This window comes from Dankookia rubra (assembly GCF_004355005.1).
In the GTDB taxonomy this organism is placed as follows: Bacteria; Pseudomonadota; Alphaproteobacteria; order Acetobacterales; family Acetobacteraceae; genus Paracraurococcus; species Paracraurococcus ruber_A.
Map to the genome: position 1 here is coordinate 124,941 of NZ_SMSJ01000006.1, position 18,032 is coordinate 142,972.

Annotated in this window: 17 protein-coding genes; 8 read left to right on the forward strand and 9 right to left on the reverse strand. The window is 71.3% G+C overall.

From position 1 onward, the window contains the following. Nucleotides 1-62 precede the first annotated feature (62 nt). Complete coding sequence (locus E2C06_RS07585) at nt 63-707, forward strand: TetR/AcrR family transcriptional regulator (RefSeq protein WP_206664465.1); 645 nt, start codon at nt 63-65, stop codon at nt 705-707. Here the strand turns inward: E2C06_RS07585 and E2C06_RS07590 are convergent, their stop codons facing one another. From E2C06_RS07590 to E2C06_RS07600, 3 genes are read right to left on the reverse strand one after another with little or no spacing between them, the layout of a single operon-like run. Next, nucleotides 708-1,961 carry a cytochrome P450 gene (locus E2C06_RS07590; RefSeq protein WP_133287988.1) on the reverse strand — a complete coding sequence of 418 codons (1,254 nt, stop codon included), beginning with the start codon at nt 1,959-1,961 and terminating at the stop codon, nt 708-710. A 13-nt stretch (nt 1,962-1,974) separates the two neighbouring features. After that, nucleotides 1,975-2,295, reverse strand: a complete 321-nt coding sequence (locus E2C06_RS07595) for a 2Fe-2S iron-sulfur cluster-binding protein (protein WP_133287989.1) — start codon at nt 2,293-2,295, stop codon at nt 1,975-1,977. Nucleotides 2,296-2,323: 28 nt separating this feature from the next. Then, nucleotides 2,324-3,556 carry an NAD(P)/FAD-dependent oxidoreductase gene (locus E2C06_RS07600; protein WP_133287990.1) on the reverse strand — a complete coding sequence of 411 codons (1,233 nt, stop codon included), beginning with the start codon at nt 3,554-3,556 and terminating at the stop codon, nt 2,324-2,326. Between the two features lie 294 nt (nt 3,557-3,850). Here E2C06_RS07600 and E2C06_RS07605 point away from each other — a divergent pair, with 294 nt between their 5' ends. Then, complete coding sequence (locus E2C06_RS07605; protein WP_206664466.1) at nt 3,851-4,171, forward strand: response regulator; 321 nt, start codon at nt 3,851-3,853, stop codon at nt 4,169-4,171. A gap of 79 nt (nt 4,172-4,250) precedes the next feature. Next, nucleotides 4,251-6,191, forward strand: coding sequence for a PAS domain-containing protein (locus tag E2C06_RS07610; RefSeq protein WP_206664467.1), 1,941 nt, complete (start codon nt 4,251-4,253; stop codon nt 6,189-6,191). A 141-nt stretch (nt 6,192-6,332) separates the two neighbouring features. On the opposite strand, the gene E2C06_RS07615 is transcribed toward E2C06_RS07610, so the two are convergent. The 3 genes from E2C06_RS07615 to allE are packed head-to-tail and all read right to left on the reverse strand — an operon-like array spanning nt 6,333 to nt 8,998. Next, nucleotides 6,333-7,346, reverse strand: coding sequence for an alpha/beta fold hydrolase (locus E2C06_RS07615; protein WP_133287991.1), 1,014 nt, complete (start codon nt 7,344-7,346; stop codon nt 6,333-6,335). Continuing rightward, complete coding sequence (locus E2C06_RS07620) at nt 7,343-8,203, reverse strand: fatty acid desaturase (RefSeq protein WP_133287992.1); 861 nt, start codon at nt 8,201-8,203, stop codon at nt 7,343-7,345. Before E2C06_RS07620 ends, E2C06_RS07615 begins: the two co-directional genes overlap by 4 nt. Nucleotides 8,204-8,230: 27 nt before the next feature. Continuing rightward, complete coding sequence (gene allE / locus E2C06_RS07625; protein WP_133287993.1) at nt 8,231-8,998, reverse strand: (S)-ureidoglycine aminohydrolase; 768 nt, start codon at nt 8,996-8,998, stop codon at nt 8,231-8,233. Between the two features lie 216 nt (nt 8,999-9,214). Here allE and E2C06_RS07630 point away from each other — a divergent pair, with 216 nt between their 5' ends. Then, complete coding sequence (locus E2C06_RS07630; protein ID WP_133287994.1) at nt 9,215-9,916, forward strand: isochorismatase family cysteine hydrolase; 702 nt, start codon at nt 9,215-9,217, stop codon at nt 9,914-9,916. Further along, nucleotides 9,913-10,905, forward strand: coding sequence for an asparaginase (locus E2C06_RS07635; RefSeq protein WP_241671164.1), 993 nt, complete (start codon nt 9,913-9,915; stop codon nt 10,903-10,905). The genes E2C06_RS07630 and E2C06_RS07635 overlap by 4 nt, the downstream gene beginning before the upstream one ends. 42 nt (nt 10,906-10,947) lie before the next feature. On the opposite strand, the gene E2C06_RS07640 is transcribed toward E2C06_RS07635, so the two are convergent. The 3 genes from E2C06_RS07640 to E2C06_RS07650 form a co-directional block, all read right to left on the reverse strand. Then, complete coding sequence (locus E2C06_RS07640; RefSeq protein WP_133287996.1) at nt 10,948-13,971, reverse strand: AAA family ATPase; 3,024 nt, start codon at nt 13,969-13,971, stop codon at nt 10,948-10,950. Next, nucleotides 13,971-15,104, reverse strand: coding sequence for an exonuclease SbcCD subunit D (locus E2C06_RS07645; RefSeq protein WP_133287997.1), 1,134 nt, complete (start codon nt 15,102-15,104; stop codon nt 13,971-13,973). Before E2C06_RS07645 ends, E2C06_RS07640 begins: the two co-directional genes overlap by 1 nt. Before the next feature lie 71 nt (nt 15,105-15,175). After that, nucleotides 15,176-16,030 (reverse strand): DMT family transporter, encoded by an 855-nt coding sequence (locus E2C06_RS07650; protein WP_133287998.1) that lies wholly within the window; start codon nt 16,028-16,030, stop codon nt 15,176-15,178. Between the two features lie 107 nt (nt 16,031-16,137). Here E2C06_RS07650 and E2C06_RS07655 point away from each other — a divergent pair, with 107 nt between their 5' ends. The 3 genes from E2C06_RS07655 to E2C06_RS07665 are packed head-to-tail and all read left to right on the forward strand — an operon-like array spanning nt 16,138 to nt 18,000. Further along, a complete protein-coding gene (locus E2C06_RS07655; protein WP_133287999.1) occupies nt 16,138-16,893 on the forward strand; it encodes an MBL fold metallo-hydrolase in 756 nt (251 codons plus the stop codon). Further along, a complete protein-coding gene (locus tag E2C06_RS07660; protein ID WP_133288000.1) occupies nt 16,894-17,520 on the forward strand; it encodes a phosphohydrolase in 627 nt (208 codons plus the stop codon). It begins immediately after the preceding gene. A 15-nt stretch (nt 17,521-17,535) separates the two neighbouring features. Continuing rightward, nucleotides 17,536-18,000, forward strand: coding sequence for an acyl-CoA thioesterase (locus E2C06_RS07665; protein ID WP_133288001.1), 465 nt, complete (start codon nt 17,536-17,538; stop codon nt 17,998-18,000). Nucleotides 18,001-18,032: the final 32 nt, after the last annotated feature.

The window sequence follows — 18,032 nt, forward strand, 5'->3', positions numbered from 1 at the left end:
CATTTCCCCCTTCGCGTCTTGTCCGGGATGCTAGCCGAAGTCGGGCGGATCGCCGAAGCCCCTTGCCCGATCGCCGCGCAGGGTTTTTCCTGGGCGGCATGTCGAGTTCCAGCGACGTCACTGAGGCCGGCCGGCGCGCCCAGACCAAGGCGCGGAACCGGGAGGCCATCCTGGCCGCCGCGCGACGCGCCTTCGCCGAGCAGGGTTACGAAGCCGTCAGCGTGCGCGACATCATACGCGCCACCGACCTCGCCTCCGGCACCTTCTACAACTACTTCCGTTCCAAGGAGGAGATCGCCCGCGCGCTGGCGGCCGATGCGGCGCAGCGGCTGCGTCCGCTGCTGCGGGCGGAACGCGCGAAGGCGATGGACCTGGAAGCCTGGCTGGGTGGTGCGCTGCGCGCCTATTTCCATTTTCTGGTCGAGGAATACGGCGGCACCGCCGCAGGCCCGCCGCATGTGCGGATGGACGCGACCCCGGCGCAGCGCGCGGTCTTCGAGGAAATCCGCGAATCTCTCACCGGCATCCTCGGCGACCGGCTCGCCCCCGGGGCCGATACCGCCTATCTGACGGCGGGGGCGATCGGCATCGCCCGCTATATCGGCGAACAGATGCTGCGGCGTGCGCCGCCCGATCCGGACGGCGCCGCGCGTTTCGCGGTGCGGCTGATCCTGCACGGGCTGCCCACGGCGGCCCGGGAGGGCTGATCAGCCGGGGATACGCACCGGCAGGTCGGTGATCCCGTGCACGAAGGAGGAGAAGACGCGCTTCGGCTCGCCGACCACCTCGATCCGGTCGAAGCGCTTCAGGATCTCCTCCCACAGGATCTTCAATTGCAGCTCCGCCAGCCGGTTGCCGACGCAGCGGTGGATGCCGAAGCCGAAGGACAGATGCTGGCGCGGCCGCTTGCGGTCGATGATGAAGCGCTCCGGCTCTTCGATCGCCTCCGGGTCGCGGTTGCCGGAGATGTACCACATGACCACCTTGTCGCCGGCCTTGATGCGCTGGCCGCCGAGCTCGACGTCCTGCACCGCGGTGCGGCGCATATGCGCAAGCGGCGTCTGGTAGCGGATGATCTCCGGCACCATGGTCTCGATCAGTCCCGGGTTGGCCCGCAGTTTGGCGTATTCGCCGGGATTCCGGTCGAGGAACAGCACGCCGCCGCTGATCGAATTACGCGTGGTGTCATTGCCGCCGACGATCAGCAGGATCAGGTTGCCGAGGTATTCGCGCGGCGTCATGTTCCGCGTCGCCTCGCCGTGCGCCAGCATGGAGATCAGGTCCGGCCGCGGATCGGCATTCACCCGCTGGTTCCACAGGTCGGTGAAATAGGCGAGGCATTCGGCGAAGACTTCCTCGCGCTTCGCCTCCGAGTCGATGTAGCCGCCGGCCTCGGGCGCCGCCGTCGCGCAATCCGACCAGAAGCTCAGCTTGCGGCGGTCCTCGTAGGGGAAGTCGAACAGCGTCGCCAGCATCGTCACCGTCAGCTCGATCGAGACATGCTCGACCCAGTTGAAGGTCTCGTTGCGCGGCAGGCCGTCCAGGATCGTGCAGACCCGGTCGCGGATGATGCCTTCCAGCTTCGCCAAGTTGGCGGGAGCGACGATCGGCTGCACCACCTTGCGCTGATCGTCGTGCCGCGGCGGGTCCATGGCGATGAACATCGGCAGCTGCAGCTCCTTCGGCCGGTCGCGGATGGAGATGCCACCGAAGCCGCTGTCGGAGCTGAACGCCTTATGGTTCACCTCGACCGCCATGATGTCCTTGTACTTGGTCACCGACCAGTAGGGGCCGAACATCGGGCTGGTGGTGCTGTAGTGCACCGGCGCGTCGCGCCGCAGCCGCGCGAAGGTCGGCCACATCGTATCGTCCTGGAAGCGCGCCGGGTTGCCCGGGTCGAGCTGGTCGAGCGGCGTGGTCCAGGCATCGGCATGCGGATCGTAGCTGACGGGGGCGTTCATCGCTTACTCTCCCTCAGTGCTGGGCTTCGGGCAGCCGGACGACAAGGCCATCGAGCGCCGCGCTCATCGTGATCTGGCAGGACAGGCGCGAGTTCGGCTGGGCCGTCGCGGCGAAGCTCAGCATGCTCGCCTCTTGCTCGCTCGGCTCGCCGGTCCGCTCCAGCCAGGCTTCCTCGACGAAGACGTGGCAGGTGGCGCAGGCGCATTCGCCGCCGCAATCGGCGTCGATCCCCGGCACGCCGTTGTCCACCGCGCCGCGCATGACCGAAAGCCCCTCCTCCAGCTCGACCTGATGCGCGGTGCCATCGTGCTCGATATAGGTGACCTGCGGCATGGACGTCTTCCCTGTGTCTCGTTCTTGCTTAAGCGGTGAGGTCGCGCAGCGGCTGTGCCGCGTCGCGCAGGATGGCCGGCGCCACCCGCGCCTGCCTTGCCACCAGCATGCGCCCTGCCATGAACTCGGCTGGGGCATTGACGGCTTCCACCGCCAGCACGCGATGCTCGGGGTCGAGGTGGAATACGGCGAAACCGGGGGCCCCGCTGTCGCCGCGAACCACCGCCTCGTGCACGTCGAAGGCGAGGCCCGCCATCTGCAACCGCAACTCGAACTGGTCGGACCAGAACCACGGAACCTCGGGTGGCGGCGGGGCGCGGCCACAGATATCGGCGGCGGCCTGCTTGGCCTGCTCGATCGCGTTCGGCACGCTTTCCAGCCGTCCCGTGCGGCCATACAGGGGCAGGGGCCGCTGGGTGCAGTCGCCAATGGCGTAGATGGACGGGTCGCTGCTGCGCGCCGCCAAGTCCACCACCACGCCGCCGGCGCAATCCAGCCCGGCCGCCTCGGCCAGTTCCGTGTTCGGCACCGCGCCGATGCCGACCAGCACCGTGTCACAGGGGATGCGGGTGCCGTCCGCCAGCAGCACGGCCCGCGCCGCGCCGCCCTCGCCCTCGATCGCAGCAACCTCGACGCCGGTCAGGATTTCGACGCCGCGGGCCCGGTGCTGTGCCTCCAGGAAGGCCGAGAGCGTGTGGCCGGCGACGCGCGCCAGCACGCGCGCCTCGCGCTCGATCACCAAAGCCTCGGCACCCAGAGCTCGGGCGGAGGCCGCGACCTCCAGCCCAATATAGCCGCCGCCGATCACCGCCAGGCGCGCCCCCGGGCCGAGCGCCGCGTGCAATGCATCGGCATCGGCGGTGCCGCGCAGGGCCATCACGCCGGCGAGCTCCGCGCCGGGCAGCGGCAACGCACGCGGTCGTGCCCCAAGTGCCAGGATCAGCCGGTCATAGCCCAGCACCGCGCCGTCCGAGAGCGTCACCCGCCGCGCCGCACGATCCACCCTGACGACCCGCGTGCCGAGCCGCATCTCGATGGTCTGCTGGGCGTAGAAGCGGGCCGGGCGCAAGGCCAGGCTCTCGGCCGTTGCCTCGCCCTTCAGCCAGGCCTTGGACAGGGGTGGGCGCTGATACGGGGCGTTCGGCTCCTCGCCCACCAGCACGATGCTGCCCTTCCAGCCATATTGGCGCAGGAAGGCTGCAGCCGAGCCGCCGGCATGCCCGGCACCGGCGATGACAATGCGTGGCGGATCCTGGCTCACGCGGTAGGTGTCCCTCCTGGTTGGCGGGATGACACACCGAAGGTGACGCCTGCGTCAAGAATGGCCGCGGTGCCGACAGCGGCCGGGAGGAAGGACGGGCCGACGCCGGAACGGGTCCGGGTGCGGCGCGAAACCCGCACGGTTTCCTGGGGGCAGCGGGGCGGGGTTTCACGTTCTGCTGCGATGGCGAACGCGCTGGCGGTCATGGCGTATATAGACGCTGAACCCCCCGATGGACCTAAAGCAAGGCGAGTTATGCGGAGACGGCGTATACTGATCGTTGAGGACGATCCCATGGTGGCGCTCGACCTCGAGGCGATCGTGCTCGGGGCCACGGATGCGGATGTTGCGGTGGCGAATTCGGTGAAGGAGGCCAGCCGCGCGCTGAGCGAGGCGGAATTCGACGCCGCGCTGCTGGATATCGACGTGTTGGATGGCAAGACCTTCCCGGTCGCGCATCTGCTGGCTGAATGCGGAACGCCCTTCGCCTTTGTCTCCGGGGCGAGGCGGGAGGAGGTGCCACTGCCGCTGCGGCAGGCGCCATTCCTTCCCAAGCCATACGATCCCCAGGATATCGAGCGAACGTTCCTGGCCGGGCTGGCGAGTCGGGGTTGAGACTTCGATCGGCGGCCGGTGCTGGGGCTCTACCCTGCCCGGAGCAGCCGGCGCGAGGGCCGGAAGGAAAGATACCATCATGATGCCGGCCGGATTCGAGCCAGGCCAAACCGCAGCCGCGCCGACCGTTTGGGACGAACGGGCGCGGCTTGCGGCGCTGGACAGCTACTCCATTCTTGATACTCATCCGGAACAAGCATTTGATGAGGTGGTGCGGCTGGCGTCACAGATCTGTGACGCACCCTTTGCCGTGGTGAACCTGATTGCCGAGGAGCGGCAATTCTTCAAGGCGGAGATCGGGCTGGGAGTGCGGGAGACGCCGCTCGACGTCTCGATCTGTGCCCATGCGCTGCTGCGGCCCGGGCTCTTCGTGGTGACCGACACCACGCGGGATGCCCGCTTCGCCTGCAACCCGCTGGTTACCGGCGCGCCGCACCTGCGCTTCTATGCGGGCGCCCTGCTGGAGACGGAGGAGGGGCTGCCGCTCGGCACGCTCTGTGTCCTGGACCGGGAGCCACGGCCGGAGGGACTGACCCAGCAGCAGGCCTTCGCCCTGCAGGTGCTGGCTCGGCAGGTGATGTCGCAGCTGGAGCTGCGGCGGGCGCTGAAGGCGCGGGAGGCCGATGCCGCCGCGATCGCCGAGTCCGAGCGGCAGTTCCGCATCCTGGCGGACAGCATGCCGCAGATGGTCTGGGCTACCCAGCCCGACGGGTTCCACGACTACTACAACCAGCGCTGGTACGAATTCACCGGCATGCCGGCCGGCTCCACCGACGGCGTCGCCTGGAACGGCATGTTCCACCCGGACGACCAAGTGCGGGCCTGGGCGCGTTGGCGGCACTCGCTAGAGACCGGCGTGCCCTACGAGATCGAGTACCGGCTGCGCCGTGCCGACGGCGTCTATCGCTGGACCCTCGGCCGTGCCTTGCCGGTGCGGGACCAGCAAGGCCGCATCATCCGCTGGTTCGGCACCTGCACCGACATCGAGGAGCAGAAGCAGGTCGAAGAGCGGCTCCGCATCAGCGAGGAGCGGCTGCGGCTGGCGCTCAGCGCGGCCGAGATGGTGGGCGCCTGGGTCTGGGACGTGCCGGCCAACCGGATCACCGCTGATCCCGGCTATGCCAGGCTGTTTTCGGTAACGCCGGAGGCGGTCGCCGCCGGACTGCCGATCGAGACCTTGCTGCCGGCGATCCATCCGGCAGACCTGCCCGCGACCGAGGCGGCGATCAACGCCGCCCTGGCCGGCACGCAGGACGGCGCCTTCGAGGCCGAGTACCGCGTGCTGCTGAAGGATGGCAGCATCCGCTGGGTTGCGGCGCGCGGCCGTTGCGAGCACGACCGGGCCGGGCAGCCCACGCGCTTCCCCGGCGTTGTGGTCGACGTGACCGAGCGCCGCCAGGCGGAGGAGGCGAAGGAGCTGCTGGCGCTGGAGCTCTCGCACCGCATCAAGAACATCTTCACCGTGGTCGGCGGCATGGTCTCACTCTCGGCGATGAACGCCTCGGCCGAGACGCGGAGTTTCGCGGGCGTGCTGCGGCGGCGGCTGAATGCGCTGGCGACGGCGCATGAATATGTCCGGCCGCACGGACCGGATTCCCGCCCGGCGGAGCTCGAGACCACGCTGCACGGGCTGCTCGGCAAGCTGCTGGCGCCCTATGCGGAATTGAGCGGCGAGCGCGTGCGCGTGCTGGGCGACGACGCGCCGATCGGGGTCAAGGCGGCGACCTCGCTGGCGCTGATCCTGCACGAGCTGGCGACCAATGCGGCGAAGTACGGCGCACTGGTCGGCCCGGAAGGCTGCGTCACCATCACCGGCGAACGGCATGACGGGCGGCTGACGCTGACTTGGCAGGAACGCGGCGGCCCGGCGGTGGAAGGCCCGCCTGAGCGCCGCGGCTTCGGCACGGTGCTGGCGGAACGCGGCGCGATCACCCAGCTCGGTGGCAGCATCGCGCATGACTGGGCGGCGGCTGGACTGACCTTGCGGCTGGACGTGCCGCTGGAGCGGCTGGCGCATTGATGGGCGGGGCTTGGGAAGGGAAGGGTGTTCCCTCCCCAAGCCCTGCCGTTCCTTTTCGTGAGCCTTGCACTCGCCGCGTGTCGGCTGCCGCCTGAGAAAAGTAGATGAGGGGTCCGGGGAGAATACCTTCTCCCCGGCCTTTTAACTGTCGAGGAGTTCCCGCACTGCCGCCTTGACGAAGGCCGCATCCGCCGGGTTCGGCTGCGGGTTGCCGGCGCGGTGGCCCCAGATGCTCGGGATCGGCAGCAGCCTGCCGTGCCTCAGATACGGCAGCTCCGCCACGTTGTCGGCGACGCGGAAATAGAGGTCGGTCTCGCCCGGCATCAGCAGCACCCGCGCTTCGATCGCCGAGAGTGCCTTGGCCAGGTCGCCGCCGAAGCGCGGATGGTCGCTGATGTCGCCGGCGTCCCAGATGCGAAGCTGGGCCAGCAGGTCTGCGGCGGGGCGGCGGCCGAAGCGCTGTTCCCAGTCTCGCACCAGGAAGGTCTCCAGATCCGGCGCGCCGAGCGCAGTAAGGTGCAATCCCTCGCGGTAGAAATCCTGGCTCAGCGCCCAGGCGGCATAGCTGCGGCCGAAGGCGCGCAGCGCCCTGACCGGCTGGGCCGAGAACAGTGCGGTGCCGTCATACTCGGGGGCGGCTTCCAGGATCGCCATCTGGCTCCGCAGGAAAACCTGATTGTGCACGGCGGTGCGGGCGCTGCCGCAGAGCACCACGGCGCGCGCGACCTCGGCCGAATGCGCCGCGGCCCAGTGATAGGCCTGCTGCGCGCCCATCGACCAGCCATAGACGCAATGCAGGCGCTTGATCCCCCAAACCTCCCGCAGCAGCCGGCGCTGCGCCGCGACGCTGTCCCAGGAGGTGACGAGGGCCGGCCAGGGCGCGCAATTGGACGGGGAGGAGGACAGCCCGTTGGTGAACATGTTGGGGATGACGATGAACCAGCGCGTCGGGTCGAGGATGCCGTCCGGCCCGATCAGCCATTCGAGGTCCGGATGCTGCGCCCCGTAGCTGGTCGGGTACAGCACGACGTTGTCGCGCGCCGCATTCAGGGTCCCGTGCGTCTTCCAGACCAGCTTCGCATCCGGCAGCACGCCGCCCTTGTGCAGCGGCACGTCGCCGAGGTGGAAGGTGCCTTCCGCGGTCGGCCAGCTCATGCCCGCAGCGCCTTCACGAAGTCGGCGTGGAAGCGAGCATAGCCCGGCTGCAGGTGGGCCAGCTTCTCCTTCAGCACGGCATGCACACCGGCGAGGCGGTGGAAGGGGACGAAAGGATAGAGGTGATGCTCGGCGTGGTAGGGCATGTTCCACATCAACAGCCGCAATGCGGGCGAGGTCAGCACGGTGCGGGTATTGGTCAGCCCGTTGCGGTCGGTGCTGCAGCCGGTGTGCTCGGCCAGCAAGTAGAGCCGCAGCAGCGGTTGCGCCAGCAGCTGTGGCACCACCCAGAACAGGAAGGGCGTTTCCCAGCCGAAGACCAATGCCGAGACCAAGGCGCCACCCAGCAGGAAGGCGACCTCGCCACGGATGCTGCGGATGACGCGCGGCGCCGCGGCCTCCCCGATATAGGGATAGGCCGAGAGGTCGCCGCGCAGCCCGTCCCGCAGGATGATCATGCGGAAGCGCCAATAGGGGATCGACAGAACGCGCAGCAGGTAGCCGTCCAGCGTCGTCGGCGGCGGCGTCAACAGCTCCGGCTCACGTTCCGGGTCCTGGGTGAAGCGGTGATGCGCGGTGTGGTAGAGTTGGTAGAAATGCCAGTTGTAAAGCGCCGGCGCCCCGGACAGCCAGCCGACCACGGCATTGACCCGGCGATCGGCGAAGGCCGTGTAGTGCGAGGTTTCGTGGAAGGGTGCGAAGAGCGCGACCTGCACCACGCCCAGCAGCAGCATGGCCGGCAGCACCCACCAGCCCGGCGCCAGCGCCACCAGCGTGCCGGTCGCCAGCAGCAGCGCCACATGCAGCGACAGCTGTCGCCAACCCGCTGCATCTGAGCGCGCGGCGAAGGCTTTCATCTCGGCAGCGGAGGGTGCCTGAATGGATCAGACCTCCACGTCCCGGTTGACGTCCTTGTACAGAAGGTAGGCGGCGCCCTCCCAGCCCGTGCAGTAGAATTGCTGCGGCACGAAGCTGCCCATCCAGACGAAGTCGCCGGTCCAGAGCTCGTGCCAGTCGCGGTCCAGCAGCTGCAGCCCCTGACCTTCCAGCATGACCAGCCCGTGCTCGAAAATGTGGGTCTCGACGCAGTGGAAATGCGTGCCGGGCGCGAAGCCCATCACGTTCATCTCGAAATCCATCGACACGTCGGCGGTGCCGAGCAGGTATTGCCGCCAGCGGCCGCTGTCGTCGACCGTGGTGCGCGGCGTCGTGTCTCGGCTGCCGAAGCGCGGGGCGGGCGCGTCCTGGCCGGGGGCGGGGACGTAGCGGCGCTTGATCCAGATGCTGCGGGACGCCTCGGCGCCTTTGTTGACGAAGGACAGGACAGTGCCGGCCGGGACATAGGCGAAACCGCCCGGCGCCAAGCTGGCCGATTCGCGGCCCGCGGCGATCTCCAACGTGCCGGACTGGACATAGAGGAAATGCTCGTAGCCGTCGTCGCGCGGCGCGGCGGTGCCGCCGCCCGGGAAGACCTCCAATGTCCCTTGCGCGAAGCGGGCGCCCATTAGCGGCGTCGCCTGGTAGTAGACTTGGGCGTTGCGCAGCCCGGGCAGCAGGCTTGGAAACATGCCGTCCGGCGGCAGGATGGCGTAATTGCGGGCAAAGAGGCTGCGGTTGTGGCCGATGACGCCGGGTGGGACGAAGGCGGGCATGGTGGGGCGGGCTCCGGGCAGGGGGCGCCACGGGCCTTAGCAGGAACCGGGCCGCGCCGCGCGCGCCATGCATTCCATGGATTGCCGTGCGGCGCAAAGCGCAGTGGCCGGGGTGCCTTGCCGGCGGGACTGGGGCGGCCCTAGGCTGCCGCACCGGCCGCCAGAGCCGGCCGAGGATCGCAGTTCCGGCCCGCATTCCTGCCGAGAGGGCCCCGTATGCACCCCTTCACGCTGCCTGAGAGCATCCAGGCCCGCGTCGCCGCGCGCTGCGGCACGCCGCACCCCTTCGCGCGACTCAACCCGAAAAGCACCGCGCTGGTTGTGGTCGACCTTCAGAACGGCTTCATGCGGGAGGACGTGGCGCATGCCTGGTGCCCGATGGCCGAGCATGTCGTGCCCGCGGTGAACCGGCTGGCCGGGGCGCTGCGCCGGGCCGGCGGCGGCGTCTTCTGGATCCAGAATACCTTCGATGCGCGTTGCGAAGCCGAATGGTCCGTCATGCAGGACATGGCGACGCCGGCGGCCCGCGCCCGCCGCGCCGCGGCGATGAGCGAGGGAACGGTCGGCAACGCGCTCTGGCCGGCGCTCGACGTGCAGCCGGTCGACGAGGTGGTGCGCAAGTACCGCTACAGCGCCTTCATCCAGGGCAGCTCCGAGCTGCCGGCACGGCTTCGCGCGCGCGGATTCGACACGGTGCTGATCACCGGCACGGTCACCGGCGTCTGCTGCGAAAGCAGCGCGCGCGACGCGATGATGCTGAACTTCCGGACGGTGATGGTGCCGGACGGTTGCGCGGCGATGACGGACGAGGAACATGCGGCCTCGCTCATCGCCTTCTACCTGCAATTCGGCGACGTGCTGGCGGTCGATGAATGCATCGCCGGCTTCGCCGCCACGGACACGAAGGAAGCAGCGTGAAGAAGGTAGCCTTCATCGGGACCGGCGGGACCATCGCCTCCATCGGCAAGGGCCCGCTCGACTACGTCGACTACGGCGCCAACGGCGTCATGCTGCAGGCCGGCGGCATCCTCGACCGCTTCCCCGAGGTGCAGCAGGTCGCCGAAGTCTTCGCAGTGCCCTACCGCAACGTGCCCTCGCCGCAGATCGGCTGGAGGCAGTGGCAGGAACTTGTCCTGCTCTGCGACAGGGTGGCGGCGGAGACGCCGGACCTGGCAGGCATCGTCATCGGCCATGGCACCGCCTCGCTCGAGGAGACGGCGTATTTCCTCTCGCTGACCCTGAAGGTCCCGGTGCCGGTGGTGGTGGTCGGCTCGCAGCGGCCGGCTTCCTCGCTCTCGACCGATGCCGGGCTGAACTTGGTGAATGCCGTTCGGGTCGCCGCGAGCGTGGAGGCGCGCGGCCTCGGCGCGCTGGTGCTGCTGAACGACGAGGTCCAGGCGGCGCGGGAGGTGACCAAGACCTCGACCGGACGGATGCAGACCTTCCGCAGCCCGGACTTCGGCGCCCTGGGCCATGCCGATGGCGACCGCCTCGCCTGGTACCGCAAGCCGCTGCGCAAGCTGGCGCCGGAGACGGAGTTCGACATCCGCAAGCTGCCCGAGCTGCCGCGGGTCGATATCGCCTACAGCTATTCGGATGCCGACGGCACCGCGGTGCGCGCCTTCGTCGCCGCTGGTGCCCGCGGCATCATCGCCGCCGGCTTCGCCCCGGGCTTCGTCACGCCGGGCGACGCGGCGGCGCTGAAGGACGCCCGCGATGCGGGCGTCGTCGTCATGCAGTCCACCCGCGCCGGCAGCGGCCGCGTCTTTCCGACGACCAAGCTGGCCGAGGCCGGCTTCATCCCGGCCGACAACCTGAACCCGCAGAAGGCGCGCATCCTGCTGGCGCTGGCCCTGACGGTGACGACCGACCCGGCGGAGATCGGCCGGATCTTCGCCACCTACTGACGCGCGCGGAAGGCCGTGGTGGCCTGAACCGGTCCGATGCGCTCAGCCGATCCGGAAGGCGGCGGTGCTGCCGCTGCGTCCGGACGTGACCTCGAGCTTCGCCGGGATGCGCTCGCGCAGTTCCGGCACGTGGCTGATGACGCCGACATAGCGGTCCCCGGCCTGCAGCCCTTCCAGTACGCCGATCGCGGTCTCCAGCGTATCCGCGTCGAGCGTGCCAAAGCCCTCGTCGATGAAGAGCGCATCCAGCTGCTGCGCCCCGGCATGCGCGGCCACCGTCTCCGCCAGGCCGAGCGCCAGCGCAAGGGAGGCGCAGAAGCCCTCGCCGCCCGACAGCGTCGCGGCCGGCCGGGGCTGCGCGTTCCAGCGGTCCAGCACCTCGATATCCAGCCCGCCGGACCGCCGCGCCTCCTCCCGCCGGCGGATCGCGTAGCGGCCGTCCAGCATGGTGGCGAAATGCCGGTTGGCGGCCTCCAGCGCCTTGTCCAGCAGGGCCGAGAGAACATAGCCCTCGAAGTCGAGCCCGGTGCCCTTGCCATCGGCCAGGTCGGCCAGGTTCTGTCGCAGGCCGAGGGCCCGCTCGGCCGCCGCCAGGGCCCGTGCGGCGGCGTCGATGTCGACCAGCAGCCGGTCCATGGCATCGAGCTCGCCTTTTGCCCGCACCGCCGTCTCCGCCGCCGCTTGCGCCGCGGCGGCGGCCAGGGCCAGCGCCTCGGCCAGGGCCGGCAGGTCGGGCGGGGCCAGCCCCGCCGCCTGCGCCGCCTTCTCCGCCGCGACGGCCCGTGCGGCGGCCAAGTCCTGCTCGTGCCGGGCGATGCCCTCGGCCAGCCGGTCCTGCGCCTCTGCGGACAGCATGGCGCTGCGCAGCGTGGCCGGGTCGGTGAAACCCGCCAGGCGGGCGGCCTGGCCCAATGCCGCGCGCGCCGCGACGGCCGTGGCGGCGGCAGTGGCGGCGGCGGCGGCGGTTTCGCCGACGCGCTCGATGCGGCCGCGCGCCTCCTCGCCGGCCTCGGCCAGCTCCACCCGGGCACGCCGCAACCCGGCCTCCGCCGCATCAGCGCGCGCCGTGGCGGCCATGGCGTCGCGCTGCAGCGCCGCGGCATCGGGGCAGGGGCTCGGCAGCCGCGCGAGCCGGTCGTCGCGCGTCGCCTGCGCCGCGGCGGCGGCGAGTGCCGCCTGGTCGAGCGCCGCTGCAGCGGCTTCGGCCTGGGCCTCGGCCGTCGCCAGCGCCGCATGCGCCCGCTGGCACGCGGCCTCCAGCGCCGGCAGTTCGGCGGCGGCATCGCCGGCCGCACCGAGCGCCTCGGTCGCATCGCGCTCGGCGCCCAGCAGCGCGGCGCGATCGCGCAGGCCGCGGCCCAGCGCGGCTTCCACCAGCTGCCGCCGCTGCTCGGCCAGCTGCTCGGTCGTGGCCGCCTGCGCCGCCGCCGCCTGGGCCTGCTCCGATGCGCGGTCGGCCGCAGCGGCCAGCGCCTCGGCCGCCTCGATCGCCGGCAGCTCGCCCGGCCGCGGCATCGCCGGGGATGGGTGATCGAGGCTGCCGCAGACCGCGCAGGCCTCGCCGGGCTGAAGCGCCTGGGCCAGATGCGCCGCCTGGTCGGCCGCGAGCATCGCCCGTGCCGCGGCCAGGGCCTCGCGCGCCGCGGTTGCGCCCGCCTGCGCCTCGCCGAGCGCGGCTTGGCACGCCGCCGCGGCCTCGCGCGCCCGCAGCAGGTCGCGCTCGGCATCGGCGAGCGCCTCGGCTGCCTGGCGCTGGCGTGTCGCTTCCTGCACCGCCATCCGGTGGCGGTCCTGCTGCGCCGCGACTGCCTGGCGCGCCACCAGCGCGGCATCGGCCGCCGTTCGCGCCGCCCGCGCCGCGGCCGCCCCACCGAGCGCTGCCGCCTTCGCCGCCTCCGCCCGCTCCGCCAAACGGCGCGCGGCGCCCGCCTTCGTCGCCGACTCGGCCGCCGCGGCGACCTCCGTCACCAGCAGGGCCAGGCGCTGCGCCTCGGCGCGGTCGGCACGGAGCGAGGCCTCGCGCGCCGGCGCATCGGCCAGCGCCGCCTCGGCCCTGGCGAGCCGTCCGGCCGCCTCGGCCGCGCGTGCCTCCGCCCGCTCCGCCTCGGCGGTGGCGGTCCTGGCGGTGGCGGCGGCGGCGTCGCTCTCGGCCAGCAGGCCGCTGAGCCGGTCGGCCTGGCGGGCCAGGGCAAGGCGCGCCTGGTCGGCGGCGATGCCGGGGGCAGCCGCATCCAGCTCCTGCAGGACCTCGGCCGCCGCGCGATGTTCCGCGATGCGCCGCTGCGCATCGCGGCCGGCTTCCTCGGCTTGGCGGGCCAAGGTCTCGGCCAGCCCCGTTGCCGAGCGCGCCGCGACGGCAGCGGTCAGGCTGGCGGCTAGCGCCGTGCGCTGTTCCCGCGCCATGGCAGCATCGGCCGCGCCGCAGCGGGCGAGCAGGGCGCGATGCTCGGTGTCGCGGTCGCGCAACGTCTCGCGCGCCAGCTTGGCGGCTGCCTTCAGCGCTTCCTGCACATGCTCGTAGAAGGCGGTGCGGAACAGGGTCTGCAGGATCGCCTGCCGGTCGCCCGGGGAGGCGGTGAGCAATTCGCGGAAGCGGCCCTGCGGCAGCAGCACGACCTGGCGGAATTCAGCGGCGGTGAGGCCGAGCAGTTCGGCGATCTTCGCCGTGACCTCTGCCTCCCGCTCGAAGGGCTGGTCGCCGCTGCCGAGGTGGAGCAGCGATTGCCGGCCGCGCTCCAGCGTGGTGCCCTCGCCGCGCTGCTTCGGCCGGTCCCAGGCGAGGCTGCGGGTGATGCGCCAGCGTGTGCCTGCCTGCTCGAACTCGAAGACCACCTCGGTACGCCGGTCGGGTGGTGCGTGCTGGCTGCGGAGGTGCCCGGGGCGCCGTTCCTCGCCGCTGCTCTCGCCGAACAGGGCGAAGCAGATCGCATCCAGCAGGCTGGTCTTGCCGGCGCCGGTCGGGCCGCAGATCAGGAAGAGCCGATGCGCGCCGAGGGCGGCGAAATCGACCTGCTGCCGCGCGGCATAGGGGCCGAACGCGGCCATGGTGAGCGTCAGCGGGCGCATCAGGCGATGGCGGCCTCGGCCTCGGCGATCGCTGCCGCCACCACCGCATGCGCCTCCGCCGGCAGCGGCGCGCCCCGCATCGCCGCATGGAATTCGCCGAACAGGTCGAAGGGCCGCAGCGCCCGCGCTGCGCCGTCCGGCGCCACCAGCGGGCCGGGCTGGCGCGGTTGCTCGGCATAGCCGAAGCCGATGATTCGGGGATAGAGCTCGGCCAGCGCGCGCTGCGCGTCGGGGATTGGCTGCGCATCGGTCAGGGTGATGGCGACGAAGTCGTCGCGGCCCTCGGTGGCCGCGCGCAGGGCGGCGAATTCGCCGTGCAGCAGGCGGAGGCCGCGCAGCGGCGCCAGCGCGATGGCCTCCGTCGCCACGCCGCCGGCAGCGTCGATCTCGACCAGCAGCATCTGCTTCGCCTGGCCCGCCTCGCTGGTCGAATAGGCCAATGGCGAGCCGCTGTAGCGCAGCCGGCCGTTCAGCAGCGCCTGCGGCCGGTGCAGGTGGCCGAGCGCGACGTAGTGGAAGCCGGCGAAGCGCGCGGCGGCGATCTGCCCGGTGCCGCCGACCGAGATGCCCCTCTCGCTGTCGCATACCGCGCCGCCCGCGACGAAGGCATGCGCGACCAGGACCCGCCGGGCGGTATCGCCGCACAGCGTGTGCAGCTGCGGCGCGAGCCAGGCGAAGCCGGCATCGTGGTCGGCGAAATCGCCCGCCCCGGCATGCTGCGCCAGCCCGAGCGGCGTCGCGTAGCCGGCGGCGACGATGGCGACCGGCCCATGCGCATCCCGCAGCGTGACCACGCGGCCGAGCGGCGAATCGCCGATATGCAGGCCGGCGGCGGAGAGCATCCGCGCGCCGAAGGAGAGCCGCCGCGCCTCGTCATGGTTGCCGGGGATCATGACCACCGGGATCCGCAGTCCGATGACGATGCGGTGCAGGATGTCGTCCAGCAATTCCACAGCTTCGGCCGGCGGGACGGCGCGGTCGAAGATATCGCCGGCGATGAGCACGGCGTCGGGCGCCGCGTCGGCAACCAAGCGGGGGAATTCCTCGCCGAGCAGGTGTTCCTGCTCCGCCCGCAGGGAATGGCCGCCCAGGGTGCGGCCCAGATGCCAGTCGGCGGTGTGCAGGAGGCGCATGGCGCCGGACCTTGCCCAGGTGCCCGGAGTCGGCGCAAGGGGCCGGGGGGGGGGAGCGAGGCTGCTGCGCCTCAGCCGCGCCGCGCGCCGCGGGCCAGCCAGAGCGTCGCTGCCAGCATCAGCGCGGTGCCGAGGCCGAGGCCCCAGCCCGGCGCTTCGCCGAAGAGCATCAGCCCGAAGCCGGCACTGATCGGGATGCCGGCATACTCGATCGGCGCCAGCAACCCGACCTCCGCCCGGCGCGACGCCAGCTGCAGCAGCATGTCGCCCAGCACCGCCAGGGCCGAGCCCGCCAGCAGGCAGGCGAGCGCGAGGCCTGAGGGCCCATCCCAGACCCAGGCCGAGACCGGTCCCCAGACCAGGACCGAGGCGATGCCGTACCAGGCGACCACCCGCGCCGGCGGCTCGGTCCCCGACATCCGCTTCAGCGTGATCATCACCAGCGCCCCGGTGACGCCGCTGCCGACCGCGGCGACGGTACCCAGTGAAAGCGCACCGTCCGGCCGGGCGATGGCCAGCACGCCGGCGAAACCCAGCAGCGCCGCCAGCACGCGGTCCCGCCGCAGCCTCTCGCCCAGCAGCAGCACCGCCAGCGGCAGCGCCCAGAGCGGCTTGGCCTGCATGATGGCGACCGCATCGGCCAGCGGCATCCAGGCGATCGCCAGGATGTACAGCATGAAGCTGGCGATCCCGGCCGCACAGCGCAGCGCATGGCCCGAGGGCCGCCGCGTCGCGAGCCCCGGCACCCCATGCCGCAGCAGCCAGGGCGAGAGGATCAGCAGGGTGAAGGCGCCGCGCGCGAAGGGCACCAGCGGCAGCGGCAGCCCGTCCTGGATTGCCAGGCGGAAGCAGGCGCCCATGCCGGCGAAGGCGGTGGTCGAGGCGAGCATGAGCCCGAGTCCGACCAGGGCAGGCGAGGGCGTCATCACATGGTCCTTACGGCACCGCTGCATTGCGGCAAAGGGATTGCCGCCGGATTGACGCCGCGCGCCGCCGCCGCGACGCTTCGCGGGAGCGAGGGAGGGAATGCGCGATGTACGCGATCGACGTGCTGATCCAGGGCTATCCCGGGAAGTCGCTCTGCCATGGCGGCCTGGGCTGGAGCACGATCGCGCTGCTGCGCGGGCATGGCAGAACGATCCTGATCGATGTCGGCGCCTTCGCCGTGCGTCCCGAATTCGGCCGTCAGCTGAAAGCCGCGGCGTGCGACCCGGCCAGCGTCACCGACGTGGTGCTGACCCACGCCCATTGGGACCATTCGGTGAACTATACGCTCTTTCCCAATGCCGATGTCTGGATCGGCCGGGCGGAGATGGACTGGGCGACGGGCGTCCCCGCCGGCTTCAACCCGCTGCCCGAGCTCTACGTGCGGGACCTGGCGCGCCACCCGAGGCTGCATTTGCTGGAGGACGGCGAGCGCTTCCTCGACGGCTTCACCGCGCATCTCTGCCCCGGCCATACGCCGGGCTGCCTGGTCTACCGGCTGGAAGGCAACGAGCACCCCATCGTCTTCTCCGGCGACGCCGCGAAGAACCGCGCCGAGCTGCTGTCGATGGCGACCGACATGACCATGGATGCCGGCGCCAGCCATGCCAGCCTCGAGCGCATCTGGGGATTGTGGCGGCAGGTACCGGGCACGCTGCTGATCCCCGGGCACGACCTGACCATGCGGCTCGATGCCGCCGGCCGGCCCGAATACATCGGCCAGCGCCGCGCCGGCATCGCCTCCTGGTTCAACGAGGACCTGGCGGTGATGGACGAGTTCGACATCTCCGCACCGCGTTTCTGAATGGAGCCATCCCCCGCCACCCGCGCCTGGGTCCGGCTGCCCTCCGGCCGCCGGCTCGACCTGCTGGCGCCGACGCCCTTCGACTGGACGGATGAGGATCTGGCGGTCGGCCTCTCGCGCACCTTCCGCTGGGGCGGGCATTCAACCTGGCCCGGCGCGCCGCTATCGGTCGCGCAGCATTCGCTGGCCGTGCTGGCGCTGCGCCGGGCCAAGGCGAGGAGCGGCCTGGCGCAGGCGGAGGCGCGGCGAGAGCTGCTGCACGACGCCGAGGAAGGGCTGCTTGGCTTCGACTGCATCTCGCCGCTGAAGCCCTTCCTCGGGGCCGGCTTCGCCGCGCTGCAGGACCGGCTCTCGGGCGCCGTCGCGCTGCGCTACGCCCTGCCTTCCTGGACGCCCGAGACCAAGCGCGCGCACAAGTCCTGCGACATCGCGCTCGCCGCGGCCGAGGCGGTGCATGTCGCCGGCTGGACGCGGGAGGAGGTGCGCGGGACGCTTGGCATCCGCGCCGCGGTGATGGCGGCCGACCCGCTCGCCATGCTCTACGACTCGGAGCCCTGGCGTCCCTGGCCGCCGGAGCTGGCGGCTGAGCGCTTCCTGACGGCGCTCGAACGCTTGTCCCAGGGCTGAGGCCATCCTGCCGCGATGAGCGATGCCCCCTCCGTCCTGACCGACTTCGCCTTCACCCACCGCCTGCGGGTGCGCTGGGCGGAGCTCGACCCGCAGCGCATCGTCTTCAACGCGCACTACCTGACCTATTTCGACGTGGCGCTGTCGGAGTACATGCGCGCCATCGGCTTCAAGGCGCCGGACGGGCTGGCGAAGCATGGCTGCGACATCGTCCTGGCCAATGCCAGCCTCGATTTCCGCGCCTCCGCCCGCTACGACGACGAACTGCTGCTGACCGCCCGCATCGCCCGGATCGGCCGCACTAGCCTCGGCTTCCGCATGGGCTGCTTCCGCGAGGATGCGCTGCTGGTCGAGGGCCGGCTGACCTACGTGAATGTCACCTTGGGCGCGCATGTGCCGGCGCCGCTGCCGGAACCCTTCGTCGCCAAGGTGCTGGCCTTCGAGCGCATCGCTCCGGAGCGAAAGCCTGCCCGGGCTTGAGTCCGGCGGAAAAGATTGGACATTCCGTGCGT

What these genes read in the sequence shown, in the direction of transcription:
- E2C06_RS07595 (WP_133287989.1), bottom strand. Translation starts at nt 2,295, where the DNA reads ATGCCGCAGGTCACCTATATCGAGCACGATGGCACCGCGCATCAGGTC.
- E2C06_RS07615 (WP_133287991.1), bottom strand. Translation starts at nt 7,346, where the DNA reads ATGAGCTGGCCGACCGCGGAAGGCACCTTCCACCTCGGCGACGTGCCG.
- E2C06_RS07655 (WP_133287999.1), top strand. Translation starts at nt 16,138, where the DNA reads ATGTACGCGATCGACGTGCTGATCCAGGGCTATCCCGGGAAGTCGCTC.
- allE (WP_133287993.1), bottom strand. Translation starts at nt 8,998, where the DNA reads ATGCCCGCCTTCGTCCCACCCGGCGTCATCGGCCACAACCGCAGCCTC.
- E2C06_RS07645 (WP_133287997.1), bottom strand. Translation starts at nt 15,104, where the DNA reads ATGCGCCTCCTGCACACCGCCGACTGGCATCTGGGCCGCACCCTGGGC.
- E2C06_RS07665 (WP_133288001.1), top strand. Translation starts at nt 17,536, where the DNA reads ATGAGCGATGCCCCCTCCGTCCTGACCGACTTCGCCTTCACCCACCGC.
- E2C06_RS07610 (WP_206664467.1), top strand. Translation starts at nt 4,251, where the DNA reads ATGATGCCGGCCGGATTCGAGCCAGGCCAAACCGCAGCCGCGCCGACC.
- E2C06_RS07640 (WP_133287996.1), bottom strand. Translation starts at nt 13,971, where the DNA reads ATGCGCCCGCTGACGCTCACCATGGCCGCGTTCGGCCCCTATGCCGCG.
- E2C06_RS07620 (WP_133287992.1), bottom strand. Translation starts at nt 8,203, where the DNA reads ATGAAAGCCTTCGCCGCGCGCTCAGATGCAGCGGGTTGGCGACAGCTG.
- E2C06_RS07660 (WP_133288000.1), top strand. Translation starts at nt 16,894, where the DNA reads ATGGAGCCATCCCCCGCCACCCGCGCCTGGGTCCGGCTGCCCTCCGGC.
- E2C06_RS07590 (WP_133287988.1), bottom strand. Translation starts at nt 1,961, where the DNA reads ATGAACGCCCCCGTCAGCTACGATCCGCATGCCGATGCCTGGACCACG.
- E2C06_RS07630 (WP_133287994.1), top strand. Translation starts at nt 9,215, where the DNA reads ATGCACCCCTTCACGCTGCCTGAGAGCATCCAGGCCCGCGTCGCCGCG.
- E2C06_RS07605 (WP_206664466.1), top strand. Translation starts at nt 3,851, where the DNA reads ATGGTGGCGCTCGACCTCGAGGCGATCGTGCTCGGGGCCACGGATGCG.
- E2C06_RS07650 (WP_133287998.1), bottom strand. Translation starts at nt 16,030, where the DNA reads ATGACGCCCTCGCCTGCCCTGGTCGGACTCGGGCTCATGCTCGCCTCG.